Raw genomic sequence first — 15,016 nt, forward strand, 5'->3', positions numbered from 1 at the left:
TTTCAGCTTATTGATTCAAGTTCCCTTTCCAGTTTTGTTATATCAAACAATACCCTGAACAGTTCATTCCTTCCATTGTCCCTTACGTCTATTTCTACAGGTTCGACCAGTGTATCTTTAACCGCTCTCCATTGTTCCCTGCGGATGTCGATAATTTCCCAGGGACCGGCAGAACTGTCTTTTACTCTGTCCCTGGAAAGCTGTAACAGCAGGTGTTTCTTTTCTGCAGGGGTAAGTTCTTCTATGCCCCTTACTTCAGCCTCACGGACAGCAGCTTCTCCCAGTTTTGATTTTGCTGCTGGTTCTCCGGGATCTTCTCCGGCTTGTTTTATGAATTCTCCTTCCTCTTCCATGAATTCGCCTCTCTTCTGGTCAGGGTACGGGCCTGAAGGTTCTCGGGTCAAGGTAGATATTCCTCTGGCAGTAACTGCAGATGGTCTCGAGATGTTTTCCTGCAAGAAGAGCCTTATCAACCTCTTCTTCCGGAGAGATATACTGCGTCATTTCCTCCCCGCAGTAAGGGCATTTTATTTTCAGCCAGTCAAGTTTAGTAAGCTGTCTTATGCCCTGTATGAGTTTTCCCAGGGCATCCTCATAGGTATCAGGGTAAAAGATAACCGGCTGGAGATGGCGGATAAGTACAGGCAGTTCGATTCCCGATTCTACAAGCGGTATTATCAGCTGGTCGAGTCCTGCAGCCAGCCCGATCTCCTGGTTCACTTCCGGAGAGCTTACTCCATCCTGTGTGATTAGAGGAATAACGCAGTCTGACTGGCGGACTCCAAAACGTATCCTTTCGGCAAGAGAAAGAATACGAGCTTTCCTGTACAGGGATGAATAGCTCTCTATTTCAACTGCCCAGAGAGTCCTTGCCAGTTCCCGGGCAAGCAATTCATCTTGCTCGCAATGAGATATGTAAATTTTTGTTATCATGCCTGCTGACTTGGTTCACAATTCTTGTTTTCCGGACTTATGTTCTGGTTCGGTTTCCGGTTCAGGCTCGGGTATCGGTTCGGGTGAAGGAACCGGCTGTGGTTCGGGTTCAGGCATAGGTTCAGGTTGAAAAGATGGTACTTTTTCTTCTTTTGGCAAAATGATTCCCCCCTCTAATATAACTTAAAATGCTCTCTTAAGGACAATCTTCTAAGGACAATTTCCTGTCAGTGTTTTTGATTTCCTTGAGGTATTGCCCTCTTATCAATTCGTGTATAATTCGTGTGGCTATGAGTTCCTGTTTAATTTCATTCTGACAGGTATGGGTTCCTGAAGTTATGGTTTATTATGACACATTAGTTGAATAACATTATTTGCAGTCCAGGAGTCATGCATCTCAGTCTGAGGCTAACATGACGCTTGAGGCTTTAATTACTGCATAGACATCATGCCCTTCTTTTAAACCCAGCTTTTCAGCCGAGTTTTTTGTTATGATCGAAGTAATCTCGGTACCTCCCGGAAGTTCGACCACGATTTCCGAATTAACCGATCCGTGTGTTATGCTCTTGATTTTGCCTTTAAGGATATTGCGCGCGCTTATTTTCATCTTATTCCCCATATTTCGGTTTTTATTTATTGATTTTTATTCTCTTATCAATAAGGTTAGTCTTGTGAATTATAGATGCATAGGAATCTGGTTTTCGAAACTTAATTACTGAATTTTAATCTTTGTTAATCTCTCAAATAAAAGCCGTCTCCGAAGGCAAATAATCTGTTAGCAGGTGTTTTTATAACAGGTGAAATATAGATGACACTGTTTAGAACGCTATTCAGATAGCAATATTCAGATAACACTATTCAGAAAATTTTTATTATTCCTGAATAAGAGGTCCTCATGGAGAATAACACTATATATTCTGCCTGTATCCGGCAGTTGATTTACCTGGTAGCTGATCTGTCAGGTAGCGATTTGCTGGCAGCTTGAATTTGCCTGTTTTAAAAATTTCTCCATGCTGGTTTTCCTGTATGGTTTAACTGCCAGCCCTGTTTACTGAATAAAAAATCGCTGATTTTACTGAATAAAAGATCACTGATTATGGTTTTTGTTTGATAAGTGCTGTTTGTGGGCAGTATCTGCTCAGAACTCCCGGCAACGGACTGAAAGAAACATCTGGATGACTGCAGGTCAAATTGCAGTTAAAACAAAAGCTTTATTGAAAAGGCACATCTTTCCGTGTAATTAATCCATGTAATTAATACTTTCATGAAATTAAGTTATGAGGCGTACGATGAAAACCAGAAGTGCATCTATAACTCTTGTTTTACTCCTTACCATAGGGGTTATAACCGCAGTCTCTTTCTCACTCGGCTGTACTGAGCAGGAAGAAACTCCTGCTGAGCCTTCAGATAATACTCCCGTTGAACCTGTAGAAAGCGCTCCAGCTGAACCTGCAGATAATGATTCTGTTGATGCTCCTGCAGAAACCGAAGAGGAAACTTCTGCTGAACCTGTAGAGAACACTCCTGTCGAATCCGCAGGAGTCGTCCCTGAAGAGTCTTCGGGAAGCCCGGAAAGCTCAGGAGTCGATATAGAGGACCTGGAACCAATTTCTGCTGGCAATATCCAGGATACCGAATGGCAGTGGACCGGTTTCCAGGACTCTGACAGCCCTGATAGCCAGATAAAAGTGCCCAGCCCTGAAGATTATACGCTTTCCTTTTTCGCTGACGGCACATACTATATTAAAGCCGACTGCAACACCGGCAGCGGGACATATTCCCTGGAAGGAAATAGGCTTTTCCTTGACCTGCCGGTAACAACTCTTGTTGACTGCGGTCCTGAGTCCATGAATGGCGAATATATGTCTCTTTTACCCACTGTAGAGGCAGCAGCCATTGAGGACGGTCAGCTTGTCCTTTACCCCGGAAATGAAGGTGACAAAATGTTCTTTATTAATGGGGGGAAGGCTGAACGGTAAATGCTTGATTAAAAATAGACCTGGTTAATTGAGGTTCAGACCTGGTTAATTGAGGCTTAGATCTGGTTAATCAAGCCCCAATATTTTTGAGCTTCTTTCTTATTTTTGTTTTTTGGTCAGTGCCGCGAATTTTCTGTAAATTCAAAATCAATTTTCTGGGCATTTCAGGATACTGCATGTGAAACCATGCTAATGATCCTGAATTCCTGGCTCAAAAACTCTTAAAATTTGTAATTTTTCAGAAAAACTAGTGTCATGACAATTTAATTATTGAGCATAATTTATAGTATTTCTATGTCAATACATAACGATTCTTAACTTATAAAATGACCAAAAACTAAATGTTCATGACACTAGCACACTGCCGATTCTTTTGCGACACTACTATTTCTTTTTGCTTTTTCCCACCGATTCCAACAACTTTAAAAACAATGCCCTGTATCAAAATGTGAATTTAATGTTACGGATCAGGGTTAACAATTCCTGATTTATTTCTGAAAAATCCCGGATTTTTTTCCGGTCTTTCAACCGCATAAGCTTTATGAGAGATTAAAATGGAACTCGACGAAGTCATAATTACACGGGCAATTTTTGAAGAGTATTCTAAAACCTTCCTTGAATACACGGACATTGATGTGGCACTCGTAGGAGGCGGACCTGCAAACCTTGTGGCTGCAAAGTACCTGGCTGAAGCCGGGGCAAAGGTCGCTATTTATGAGCAGAAACTGTCCCTCGGGGGAGGGATGTGGGCTGGAGGCATGATGTTTCCGCGCATAGTTGTACAGGAAGAAGCCTGCCGCGTCCTGGACGACTTCGGGATCAGGTATAAGGAGTACGAGCCCGGGTATTTTGTGGCAAACTCCGTGGAATCCGTGGGAAAACTGATCGCAGGGGCAACGTCTGCAGGGGCTGAGGTCTTTAACCTTGTGAGCTTTGAAGACATCATGATCCGGGAGAATGACAGGGTTACGGGCATAGTAATTAACTGGGGACCTGTCACAACACAGCGCCTGCATGTGGATCCTCTCATGATCCGCACGAAACTCGTGATTGACGGTACAGGGCATGATGCAGTCGTCTGCAATACCATTCTCCGGAAAATCCCAAACGCAAAAATAGGGGAATTCGGCATCCTGGGAGAAAAGCCTATGTGGTCCGAGGTAGGAGAGCGCCTGGCTGTGGATGCAACCCAGGAGATCTATCCAGGACTTATTGTGGCAGGCATGGCTGCAAATGCCGCAACCCGTGCCCCAAGAATGGGTCCAGTCTTTGGAGGGATGCTCCTTTCCGGAGAAAAGGCTGCAAAACTTGCCCTTGACAGGCTTAAAAAGATCTGATCTGGCCGAAACCCCTGAGAGAAACCGGATTTTTTCTATTATTCCGGTACTTTTTTATGCCGGAAAACGGTAAGATTTCCTTCTCTTAAAAAGGTCAGCTGCTTTTCCCGGCAAAAACTTTATATAAAAAAACTCCTTCTATAGGTTGCTTCAAACCTGAAGTACCAGACCCTGTGGCCGGGGTAGGGTAGAGGTCCATCCTGTGGCCCTGTGGAGGCTACGACCCGAGTTCGATTCTCGGTCCCGGCCCTTAACTATTTTTTAATTGTCTATTATTGATTTCTCTTTTCTGGTTTCCTCTCTTTATTTCTGCTTCTGTGTTGTTTTAATTACCCTTAATTTAATATCCAGCTGCGCTCTATACTTCAATCTCCGGTTATCAAACAAAGGAAACAGGAACTTATATGAAAGCACTTATTATAGACGGCTACGTAGACGAACCCGCCTGCCTGGGAGTCCCTCCCTATCTTTCCCCTTATCCAAGGTATATAGCAGGAGCTCTGAGAGAACGCGGGCTTTCTGAAAATGACATTCATTACCTGACTATTGACACCCTGAGGGAAAATATTCCCGGAGCTGGCGAGCTTATTGGGAAGGCAGACCTTGTGGTTATTATTGCCGGCATGACCGTGCCCGGCAAATATCTGCGTGCATCTCCCATCTCTCCCGGAGAAATTGAAGCAATTTTCGGGGCTGCAAAGGGAATAAAAGTTATGGGCGGCCCTATAAGGCTCGGCTTCAGCAGCGAAGGCGGGAGGGCTGCAAAGGGCACGGAAAGCGGCATAAGCCTCGGAGATGCCGTACTTGCAAAAATGGACATTGAGGCTTTTATTTACGACCTTTTTGAGGACGGGATCGAAGGGGAAAGAAGTACTGGAAGCTTTCCTGTCAGGCTGAAAGATCAGGAGTCTATTGAGCACCGTTTCAGGACAACATCCGAGATCGGATGCTGGGGTGTCAGAGGGGCTTTTTTGATCAGGCAGCACCCGGATTACCCTCACTGCATGTGTGAGCTTGAAACATACAGGGGCTGCGGAAGGAAGGTTCACTGTTCTTTCTGCACTGAGCCTTTTTATGGGTCTTCGGACTACAGGCCCGTGGAGGATGTTGTTTCTGAAGTTTCCGCACTTTATTCTTACGGAGCACGCTATTTCAGAATCGGAAGGCAGCCTGACCTCTTTTCCTATCATGGGACAGACGCAGGTGGACCAGTGCCGAAGCCTGTGCCTGAGGTCCTTGAAAGGCTCTATAAAGGAATAAGGAATTCCGCACCCGGACTTTCCGTACTCCACATGGACAACGCAAACCCCATTACTCTTGCAACATATCCGGAAGAATCAGAGCAGATTCTGAAGACAATTGTCAAATTCCATACGCCGGGAGATGTGGCAGCTTTTGGTATGGAGACTGCCGATCCCGCAGTGGTTGCAGCAAATTCCCTCAAGGCGACCTCAGAAGAAGTCTTTGAAGCGATCAGGCTGGTCAACAGGTTTGGAGCTGTGCGCGGGGCAAACGGGCTTCCGGAAATTCTTCCGGGCATCAATTTTGTTCATGGCCTTATGGGCGAGACTAAAAAGACTTTCCAGCTCAACTATGCTTTCCTGCAAAAAGTTCTTGATTCGGGGCTTCTTCTCCGGAGGATCAATATCAGGCAGGTCATGGCATTTCCCGGAACTCCAATGTACGGCAGGGACGAAGCTGCAAAGAAGCACAAGAAACTCTTTCTTGATTATAAAGAACGGGTCAGGAAGAATATCGACCTTCCAATGCTCAGGAAAGTAGTTCCTGAAGGTACTGTACTGAGAGATGTGATGTGTGAGGTTCACGACAGGGAAATCACTTTTGGAAGGCAGATCGGTTCTTATCCTCTGCTCGTGGGAATCCCTTCCCTCCTTCCTTTGCGGAAATTCACGGATATCACTGTCACAGGGCACGGTATGCGTTCGATTACCGGAATTCCTTATCCACTGCACATTAACTCTGCTTCCCTGACTCTTATTCGATGTCTTCCCGGGATCGGTAAAAAAGCGGCTGCTTCCATAGCTGCCGGAGTTCCCTATTCAAACAGGGATGATTTTCTTAAAAGAGTAAGCGAGGGAGAAAAGGTCATCGACTTTATTGAAATTTAATGCCCGAAAGAAGGTATGGTACTCTGGACTGTATGGCTCTTCTGGCTGATGTTTCGGTTCTTCAGGCTGATGCCTTTAATTTTTGCTCTGGATAATCATACCCAAAACCTGAGTTAATCTTTTTTTCAATTTTGCTATTTTTTTTCTCTTTTTTCCAAATATAGTTATTCTGGTTTTGTATATTCTTTTTTCCGAATATAGTTATTCTGGCTTTGTATACTCTTTTTTCCGAATATAGTTATTCTGATTTTGTATAACTTTTGTATAACTGCAGTCTTTTTTCTATTTTTTAAATCGAGGTTTTTTCAGACAATTCCTTCTCTTATACACAACATTCTTAAATTTTGGAACTCGAATTTCGGAATTTTTCTAATAAATAGCTATTTATTCAATCCCAAATCATTCTAAATGGGATATTTTTGGGGGATTTGCTTGAGCGATAGCACAGAAAATTTACATAGAGTGAAGATTGCTCTTCAGTTGAGTTTTATTTTGTGGGTCATGCTTGGAATTTTAATTCTTTATGCTACTTTTGAAGAGCAGTCCAGACTGTTCGTGACATTCCTGCTCCTCTGTTCGGTTATTTTTTTCACGCCCTTTCTTCCGGAAGGAACAGATTTACCTGAAGGAACAGGTTACAAAGAAATTGAAAACCTTGAAGGCTACAGGGAAGAATAAATTGAAAAAATAAGTTGTCCCTGCAAACAGGGAGTCCATATTAAAGTTATTTAAATCCTGATTACTCAGGTCTTATCCTATCTGATGATTTTCAAAACTTTTCAAACTAATATCTGGAAAATCTTTTAAGCTTCGCTGACTCTGAGGATGCGGGCAAGCTCGTTTCCTTCAGGTCCTATGGATGATAGTTCGCTCGAAGCTTCGGACTTTGAAATGTATTTTTCTGTCCGGATACTTCCCGGCTCCTCTATTTTAATCGTTATTTCCCCTTCCGTGTATCCTCTCTCAATGCATTCCTTTGCGAGCTTTCCGTATATGCCGGCTATAATCTTAAGGCAGTCAAAAATAACATTCTCTTCAACAGCATTTTTGCCGTCTATAAGGATCAGCCTGAGCTTTCTGAAAACCACTGAGTCTGTTACGAAATCTTTAATTTTTTCCACAAATATGGAAATGGAATCTTTATCCAGAGCGGGAGCCAGCTTTTCATCGCCTGTTATTTCGTTGTCTCCATACATTATCAGAAATGTCCCGCCATCTGAAGTAATTATGAACCGGTTTTCCGCATCCTTATCTTCTATAACAGTTCTCGTAGTATTTTTTCCGTGCTCGATATTGGTAACGTAGAAACCTGACACGTCCAGCTTTTTTACCTTTTCTTCTTTTGAGAGGAATCCGCTTTTTGACCGCACGGGCAGAGTAAGTTTCAGGAGGTCTTCAACTTTCAGTGTATCCTGTATAAAACTCAGTTCAAATTCGTACCTCATGCCGTCGATAGAGCTTACCTGCCACCCTTTAAGCTTCCTGTCTTCGCTTGAAGCATAACAGGTGTGTTCGGCGCCATAAATGCTATTTTCAAAAAAAGGGCTGAGAGCTGTAAGTATCCTGTCTTCCAGCTGCCGTACTTCTATAAGTGCCAGCCTGTTCTGTTTGTCTATATCTTCAAGTTTTTCATTCTTTTTCAACAGCGATATGTTCGCACAGGTCTCTATTGTCTTGGATTTTATCTCAAGAACTTCTCTGGATTCATATCCCAGTGCACGTTCTTCTATACACTCAGTGATTTCTTTCTGGAACCTGTCTATTTCTTCAATTCCCGCCTGAGTAGTCCCCGTCTCTTCGATATTTACCTGTTTTATCTCTTTAATTGACTTTTCAAGAGGGATTACTTCTTTAGAAATCCGTATAAAGTCCTGAATATCCTGAATAAAGTCTCTCTGAACGGGAAATTCCGTTGAGTCCTGAAAGGTATATTTCATTTCAAATCCTCCCCTTTGGAAAAATTGCTTTTTAGAAAACTATGTTTTTTATGTTTAAATTTGTGAGCATATACCCTGGGATGGAAGAATTACCCACTTAAATTAATAAAATGAATTTTTTTATTCGATAGTCTGATTTCTTTTTTAATTATTTAATTTTTTAAAATCACTATTATTTAATCTATTTTTTACCGATACTTTTATTAAAAAATAAATTTTTTTAGAAAGATTTATATCAAATATTTGCGTAAGTTATGTCATATTATCGTCACAAGATAATATGAAAAGACATTATTAAAAGACATTATGAAAAGACATGTACCTGGTTAATGCTGATTTATTATCCCCTGGTGGTTTTCTTTAGTGAATTCACTGTTCAGGATTAATAAGTATATGTCTGATGCACCAATCTGACCGGTCGGCCAGGTATCAAAACGGGGTTGACTTACAATTCCCCTGATGCACAAGAATTAACGGGGTCAATTTTCTTGCTGCTCCAGAGGAAAAGCCAGCATATTTCCTCCCGAAAGGGTTTCAGAAAAGTGATGGCTTTCTTAGATATTAATTAAAGGCAATGTTAATCAGATCACTTTAATTCAGGGGGTGAAGGGCAAAGCAGTTTAGTAAAATATAAATTGCAAACTTATTACAGTCTTATTTTGTTTATTTCTTAACCACTCTATATATCTAATAATTTCTTGACTGTTTATGGGATTGTATACTTACTAACTGGAATCTGCTACAACTCGCCGACTTTACAATATTATTTACACTATGATAAAAATGAAGTTTCAAGATTTAGTTAATCAAAAATGTGCGGAATCTAGGTGCAGAACATGAAACAAAAATTAATATTATTCAGTGCACTGCTGATCATATCCCTTTTGGCAGGGACAGCAGGTGCAATTGGAGAAGCAGAAAATACAGATACTGTCTCGACCGGGATGACCGAGCCGAGCGTCAGCATTGCCTACAACGAAACCGGTCCTTTCAGGATGGGAGATGTTGTAAAGATCACTGCAACCTTCAGTGAACCTGTATATGATGCAGTGGCAATAGTTGGGTATAGCGTTCTCACGCCCGATTACTTTAACATGACCAACCTCAGCAACACTGTCTGGTCTTATGACTACGAAGTCCCGGCAGGTATAAATGATGCTGTGAATGTGACGGTCTATGGGATAGGTGGAACCGTAGACTTAATTGAGAAAACCGATATTCATGCTTTCGTGGTTGATAATGAAGCTCCGAGATTTGACAGAATTCAACCCAGCTCCACATATGTAAATACGGAGTGTGTTGTCTTCGAGTTCAGTGCTTTTGACAAACTGGACAATACAGTTGCCTACTCTCTCTTTATCAACGGTACTGAAAAGAAATCAGGAATTATAAATTCCAACGGAAGTGTAAAGTACGAGGTTGAAAAATCCGACAACTATTACCAGTGGGAAATCGTACTCGAGGACGATGCCGGAAATATCGGTGGCAGTGGACTCCAGGACCTGTATGTGGACACCAAGGATCCGAGCGTAACTCTTGTTTCTCCAGAAGATGGATTCGTTGACACAACAGGACTTCTGAACTTTAATTTCACATGCCGGGACACTTTGTCCGCAAACTGCGGCCTTGACCTTGATTACCAGCTGTATATAAATGGAGAACCTGAACTATTATTGGGTTCCGGTGAAATAGCTTCAGGGGAATATGCAGAAATTCCATATACAGCCCTCTTTGACGGCGCATACAACTGGTCTGTCCTTGTTGAGGACAAAGCAGGAAATAATTGCTCAGGTAAAGTCAGGAACTTCTACGTGAATACTGAAGGGCTTATTGTCGAGCTTATCTCTCCGAATAGTCTTGTTGACGGTGAGCTTGTCACTGCAGAACAGAAGTTTAACTTCAGTGTAATGGGAGGAGCAGGGCTGCCCTTTGGGTACGAACTGCTCATCAATGGCACGGAAGTTAAGAACGGCACTTCAGTTATCGGTGAAGAAGGGATAAGCTTCTGTTCCGTGGATGCAACGGTTGCTGACGGAATGAACATCCCCTGGACCGTGCGCATCACTGACTGTGCAGGCAGAATCTATCAGCCTGATCCGTTTTTCATTTCTGTTGATACCACTGCCCCTGCTCCTGTATCGAACCTGACTGTTGTCGATGCTTTCAGTGATACTACATGGTATTATACATACGATGAGCCCGGGCTTTACGTTTGCTGGGATAAAAATACTGAAGAAGACCTGTACGATGGAGCAGACGCTTACTATGGGACTCCATATGCGGTTTTCATCAGCGATTTTGAGCCTTCAGGCATTGAAGAAATGGAACTGGCAATGCCTGTAAGCAGCATCTATGACACTATAGACAATAAGGCTCTGTTTATGCACATTGGAATGTATCAAGGAAAACCCCTCGTCTATGGTAAAGACTACTGGGTTGCTGTTATCGCTCTGGATAGAGCTGGCAACTATGATGAATGCTTTACTATGTGCGGGCCTGTCCAGACATACGAAGATATGGATCTTACACTTGATGCAGGCTGGAACCTGAAATCCGTACCCAGGAGACTGGCTCCTTTCAATGCTGACACATGCTCGGTCTTTGGAGAAGGCAGCACAGTAATTTACTGGGACGGTGCCTGCTGGCAGTTCCCGAAGACTATAGAACCATGTAAGGGTTACTGGGTCTACACTCCGGAAGCCTGTGAAACCAATGTAAAGTTCAAGCCAATGCCTGTCGGCAGTGCAACACCGGATGTTCCTGCTTCTCTCGACCTTTGTGCAGGCTGGCAGATGATAGGACACACTTCAACTCAGCCTGCTCACTGGTCTGAGACTCTGGGTTCATTGCAGAGTGATAAGATTATTGCAAACTATAAGTTCTCCAACATAATCACGTATTCTCAAAATGAAGGCTGGGGAGGCACGATTAATCTTGGATTCCTGGATCTATTCGCTCAACCAGAGTCTGAGATCCCATACCCGGTTCAGACTCTTGAGTCCAGCGGTGCTATGGTCCCTGGACAGGGATACTGGATTTTCATGAAAGAAGACGGTACTTACGCATCCATTGAAAATGTAGAACTTTATCAGGCTGAATAAGTCCCGGTGAAGGGCCAATTTTAAAAGCAAGTACTTTTCAGCCAGTTGAGGCTGAAAGGTTCTTTTTTCTTTTTTTGCTTGCTAGCAATTGGAGGTAAATTATGAACAAAATATTGAAAAATAGTTTCTTAGGAACAGCTGTACTAATTTTATTTTTCTTAATAGCTGCCCATCCAGGTATGGCTGAGGATGTCCCTCCTCTCCCTATGACAGTAAATGGGGTTGCCTTTATTGATGGCTCTCCTGCTCCTGTAGATACTGCTGTTGCAGCTTATCTTAACGGAGAGTACGTAGAACAATTTCTGATTAATAATCCCGCGGGAAATTTCACTTTCTATATCTCAGGTAAAGCCGAAGATGAAGGAAAACCTGTTACTTTTACAATTGATGAAAAGGATACTGGCAAGAGTTTTACCTGGAAGTCAGGAACAGTAATTTCATCCGTTGAACTTTCTGTCGGCGATTCCGGGAATTCTAAAAAGAGTTCAACTTCAAACTCGGGTTCAGGATCACTGGCAGTGTCCGGGGATAAGGAAGAAGACAGGGAGATTATTGAAAATAGCGCAGTAACTCAACCGGATGTCGAGGTTCCGGAAGTAACGGACGAGGAAAAAACTGTACAGGAAAGTGCAGATGATGAAGTAAAGGTCGAAAAGACTGAAGGATCCTCTGACGAGTCTTCTAAAAAAGGCAGTGCTCCGGGTTTCCAGATAATTTATGCAGTTGCAGGCATTATTCTGCTCACTTTCGGGTCAAAGCTCTGGAGGGACTCGAAAAGGAAGCCCTGAAGGATTTTCCTTAATGGGTTTTTCGGATACGTAAAAACCTCAAGGTGATATGATGACCATCAAGGACAAACACTTAAGAACTTTAGTGTGCCTGGTTATCCTGGTACTGGGTATATCCCTTATTCCGGCTGCATCTGCCAGCGATATTCCTTCTATCCCCAACGTATTCCAAGGAAAATTGATCACAGAAGGCGCAGATGTACCTGAAGGAACTATAATCTCAGCTTATATAGATTCAAAGCTTGTTGGCTTGAAAACTATAGAGACAGAAGGTGAGTATCAGTTAGATGTATCAGGTACAGAAGAGGACAACGGGAAAAAAATAGTTTTCAAGCTGGGTCTTGTGGAATCTCCCGTTTCTGCAACATATCAGCATGGAGCTTCCCCGGTTACGCTTGACCTTCCTTTCAAGGGGGATTTTGTGCCTCCGGTTATAGAGAGCTGCTATGCATCTCCTGTTTATATCCTGAACGACGGGAAGGATTACTCAACTGTCAATGCAAAAGTTTCGGATGAGCTGTCCGGAGTTATGTCAGTAACCCTCGATCTTACCCCCATAGGTGGAGGAGTAGTATCAATGACACCTGAAAAAGGAGGCATTTATACCTGCAATGTGGACAGCACTCAGGCAGGAGAATTTAAATTCACCCTTACAGCAACGGATTACTTCGGTAATAAAATTACAGATTCTAATAGCATCTCGATCACTGCAGTTAAAGAAAATGAGCTTATAGCAAAGTTCGGAGGGGCTGACAGCAGCTTCTCTGCCGAAGAAATCAAAAATATTGTAAGTGACGGTAAAATCTCCAGCGCGGTCAAATATGCAATTCTGAACATTTACTATGCTGACGGGTGGGATAGGATATGAGGCAGCCTGAGTTTAAAATTGCGTTTGCGTTACTCATGGCTTTGATTTTATGTGCAGTTCCGGCTTCTGCAGGCAGTGCAGAAAGGGTTCTTCCGTCTTCAGTCAGTGCTAATGAGGTGTTTCAGGTAACAGTCAATGTAGCTGATTACGGCGCAGCAGGTCAGGTGCTTGAAAAGCTTCCTGCAGGTTTCACATTTGTCAGCTCAACCCTTCCGGAAAAAGCTGTAACTGTAAACGGAGATAAGGTCTCCTTCCTGCTGATGACAGAAAAAAGCTTCAGCTACACTCTTAAAGCTCCTGCATCATCCGGAACATACCAGTTTTCGGGTATTTTAAGGGACATAAACAAAGCTGAATTCCCTATACTCCCTTCAAGCTCTTCCATTAAGGTCGGGTCAAGCTCTGGCGGGGGTTCAGGCGGCGGCTCAAAAAGTTCAGGCAGCAGTTCAGGCGGCGGAGCCGGAGGTTCCCCGGAACCTCAGAACAATGTTGAGGCTAAGGAGCTTTCCCAGTCGTATGTTTCTGACGGAAAACACGTAAGGTTCGATTTCCCCAATGGTGTAACCTGCATAAGATATGTGGAGTTTGATGCCAGAAAGACCCTCGGGAAGATCACCACTATTGTTGAAATGCTTAAAGGCCAGTCGAAGCTGGTCCCGAGCCTGCCTGAAGGCACGGTTTATAAAAACGTAAACATCTGGGTGGGTTCCGGAGGAATCGCAAATTCCGATAATATCAAAAACGCGGTAGTTGGCTTCAGGGTTGAAAAAACCTGGCTTGATAAATATGGGGTTGACACGGATGACAAAGATTCGCTTAACCTCTGGTATTATGACAAAGGATGGACTAAACTCGAAACCACCAAACTGGATGAGAGTGACAGTACCTATGTCTATTATGAAGCCAGGACTCCGGGATTCGGGTCATTTGCAATTGTTGCAGCCGAACCCGCTTCAATAGAAATCGAGCCTGTTGATGAAGATACGGAAGGCAATATCTCTTCCGAGCCACAGAAGCCTGTAAGGAACTGGCGTTCTATGCCTGGATTTGAATCTGCTGCTCTTCTGGGAGCAGTCGGAGCTGCATATTGCGTCATGAGAAGGAAGTTTTGATGCCCGATAAATTTACGGTTTAAAGCAGCTTTAAACGCTGCTTTTTTCTCTTTTTTCACCCGAATTCCTTCTCGCCTGAGTCCCGTCTCGGGAGTACGGTGTCCTTCTCGCCCGAGTCCCGTCTCGGGAGTACGGTGTCCTTTTCACCCGAATTCCGTCTCGGGAGTACGGTGTCCTTTTCACTCGCTGCGCTCGCTCAAGAGGACTAATTTTTGGGCATTATTCCTAAGCTAAGCTCAAGAGGACTAATTTTGAAGTTTTAATCAGTGAGATTCACTAAAAGGGCTATTTTGTGGTTATAATCCGAAAACAAAAGATAAGCAAAAATAAGAAAAAAATGATCCTGATTAAAGGACAGATATGTCTTTTTTATAAAATGATATACATCAGCCGGGATTCGAACCCGGGTTCGAGCGTTGGCAACGCCCGGTGATGACCGCTACACTACTGATGTTCTGTGATGACAGGGTGCCTGCCGCTTTCTTATTATGGATTTTTTTATTAATTAAGTTAATCCCTGAGGGATTTTTTAGTATGCTGTTAGATGGGAAGTTACTCAGATTTTATTTATGATGGACTTTTTACCTCTTCTGGATCTATTATTCTTTTGTCCGTTACAACACCTTCATATTTTAACATATACTAATAATAATTCTGTATCAGGTGTGTTATTTTTACATTCATATATAAAGAGAAACCTACCAGAGACAACGCATATATACGTTTTTTACGCATTAGAATGTTTGAACCAACTTATTGATGTCGTGTGTGTAACATCGAAAATTGTTAATTTTTAAAACGGTTTTTAATCTTTTTTCGATTATAAAGCAGA

The 15,016-nt window shown here is 42.9% G+C and carries 13 protein-coding genes and 2 tRNA genes; 9 read left to right on the plus strand and 6 right to left on the minus strand.

Translation table 11 applies throughout. The annotated features are described in order from the left end of the window. Positions 1-2 precede the first annotated feature (2 nt). From MSMAS_RS05680 to MSMAS_RS05690, 4 genes are all read right to left on the minus strand, one after another. Positions 3-404 carry a hypothetical protein gene (locus MSMAS_RS05680; RefSeq protein ID WP_230633346.1) on the minus strand — a complete coding sequence of 134 codons (402 nt, stop codon included), beginning with the start codon at positions 402-404 and terminating at the stop codon, positions 3-5. Next, positions 373-933, minus strand: coding sequence for a toll/interleukin-1 receptor domain-containing protein (locus MSMAS_RS05685; RefSeq protein WP_011032179.1), 561 nt, complete (start codon positions 931-933; stop codon positions 373-375). Before MSMAS_RS05685 ends, MSMAS_RS05680 begins: the two co-directional genes overlap by 32 nt. Before the next feature lie 15 nt (positions 934-948). Beyond that, entirely contained in the window at positions 949-1,092 is a 144-nt protein-coding gene (locus MSMAS_RS19410) for a hypothetical protein (protein ID WP_200880727.1), read from the minus strand. A gap of 238 nt (positions 1,093-1,330) precedes the next feature. Beyond that, positions 1,331-1,540 carry a TOBE domain-containing protein gene (locus MSMAS_RS05690; RefSeq protein ID WP_011032178.1) on the minus strand — a complete coding sequence of 70 codons (210 nt, stop codon included), beginning with the start codon at positions 1,538-1,540 and terminating at the stop codon, positions 1,331-1,333. 682 nt (positions 1,541-2,222) lie between these two features. On the opposite strand from MSMAS_RS05690, the gene MSMAS_RS05695 reads away from it, so the two are divergent. The 5 genes from MSMAS_RS05695 (at position 2,223) to MSMAS_RS05715 (ending at position 7,056) form a co-directional block, all read left to right on the plus strand. Continuing rightward, a complete protein-coding gene (locus tag MSMAS_RS05695; protein ID WP_011032177.1) occupies positions 2,223-2,912 on the plus strand; it encodes an META domain-containing protein in 690 nt (229 codons plus the stop codon). 554 nt (positions 2,913-3,466) lie between these two features. Beyond that, on the plus strand, positions 3,467-4,249 hold the full coding sequence (locus MSMAS_RS05700) for a sulfide-dependent adenosine diphosphate thiazole synthase (RefSeq protein ID WP_011032176.1): 783 nt from the start codon (positions 3,467-3,469) through the stop codon (positions 4,247-4,249). 176 nt (positions 4,250-4,425) lie between these two features. Beyond that, a tRNA-His gene (locus MSMAS_RS05705) sits at positions 4,426-4,498 on the plus strand. A gap of 155 nt (positions 4,499-4,653) precedes the next feature. Then, positions 4,654-6,378 carry a radical SAM protein gene (locus MSMAS_RS05710; protein ID WP_011032175.1) on the plus strand — a complete coding sequence of 575 codons (1,725 nt, stop codon included), beginning with the start codon at positions 4,654-4,656 and terminating at the stop codon, positions 6,376-6,378. Positions 6,379-6,810: 432 nt separating this feature from the next. Beyond that, positions 6,811-7,056 (plus strand): hypothetical protein, encoded by a 246-nt coding sequence (locus tag MSMAS_RS05715; RefSeq protein WP_011032174.1) that lies wholly within the window; start codon positions 6,811-6,813, stop codon positions 7,054-7,056. Between the two features lie 125 nt (positions 7,057-7,181). Here the strand turns inward: MSMAS_RS05715 and MSMAS_RS05720 are convergent, their stop codons facing one another. After that, positions 7,182-8,315 carry a hypothetical protein gene (locus MSMAS_RS05720; protein ID WP_011032173.1) on the minus strand — a complete coding sequence of 378 codons (1,134 nt, stop codon included), beginning with the start codon at positions 8,313-8,315 and terminating at the stop codon, positions 7,182-7,184. A gap of 836 nt (positions 8,316-9,151) precedes the next feature. Between MSMAS_RS05720 and MSMAS_RS05725 the strand changes: the two genes are divergently transcribed. The 4 genes from MSMAS_RS05725 to MSMAS_RS05740 all read left to right on the plus strand — a co-directional run bounded on the left by MSMAS_RS05725 (position 9,152) and on the right by MSMAS_RS05740 (position 14,184). Then, the gene (locus MSMAS_RS05725) at positions 9,152-11,416 is read left to right on the plus strand and encodes a hypothetical protein (RefSeq protein ID WP_226987667.1); all 2,265 of its coding nucleotides are present in this window, start codon (positions 9,152-9,154) and stop codon (positions 11,414-11,416) included. A 179-nt stretch (positions 11,417-11,595) separates the two neighbouring features. Further along, positions 11,596-12,204 (plus strand): hypothetical protein, encoded by a 609-nt coding sequence (locus tag MSMAS_RS05730; RefSeq protein ID WP_011032171.1) that lies wholly within the window; start codon positions 11,596-11,598, stop codon positions 12,202-12,204. Between the two features lie 49 nt (positions 12,205-12,253). Next, positions 12,254-13,072, plus strand: a complete 819-nt coding sequence (locus tag MSMAS_RS05735; RefSeq protein ID WP_226987666.1) for an Ig-like domain-containing protein — start codon at positions 12,254-12,256, stop codon at positions 13,070-13,072. Then, complete coding sequence (locus MSMAS_RS05740) at positions 13,069-14,184, plus strand: PGF-pre-PGF domain-containing protein (RefSeq protein ID WP_011032169.1); 1,116 nt, start codon at positions 13,069-13,071, stop codon at positions 14,182-14,184. The genes MSMAS_RS05735 and MSMAS_RS05740 overlap by 4 nt, the downstream gene beginning before the upstream one ends. Positions 14,185-14,566: 382 nt before the next feature. Here MSMAS_RS05740 and MSMAS_RS05745 read toward each other — a convergent pair. Beyond that, positions 14,567-14,638, minus strand: a tRNA-Gly gene (locus MSMAS_RS05745). Positions 14,639-15,016 lie beyond the last annotated feature (378 nt).

The sequence above is a fragment of the Methanosarcina mazei S-6 genome, from assembly GCF_000970205.1.
Classification (GTDB): domain Archaea; phylum Halobacteriota; class Methanosarcinia; order Methanosarcinales; family Methanosarcinaceae; genus Methanosarcina; species Methanosarcina mazei.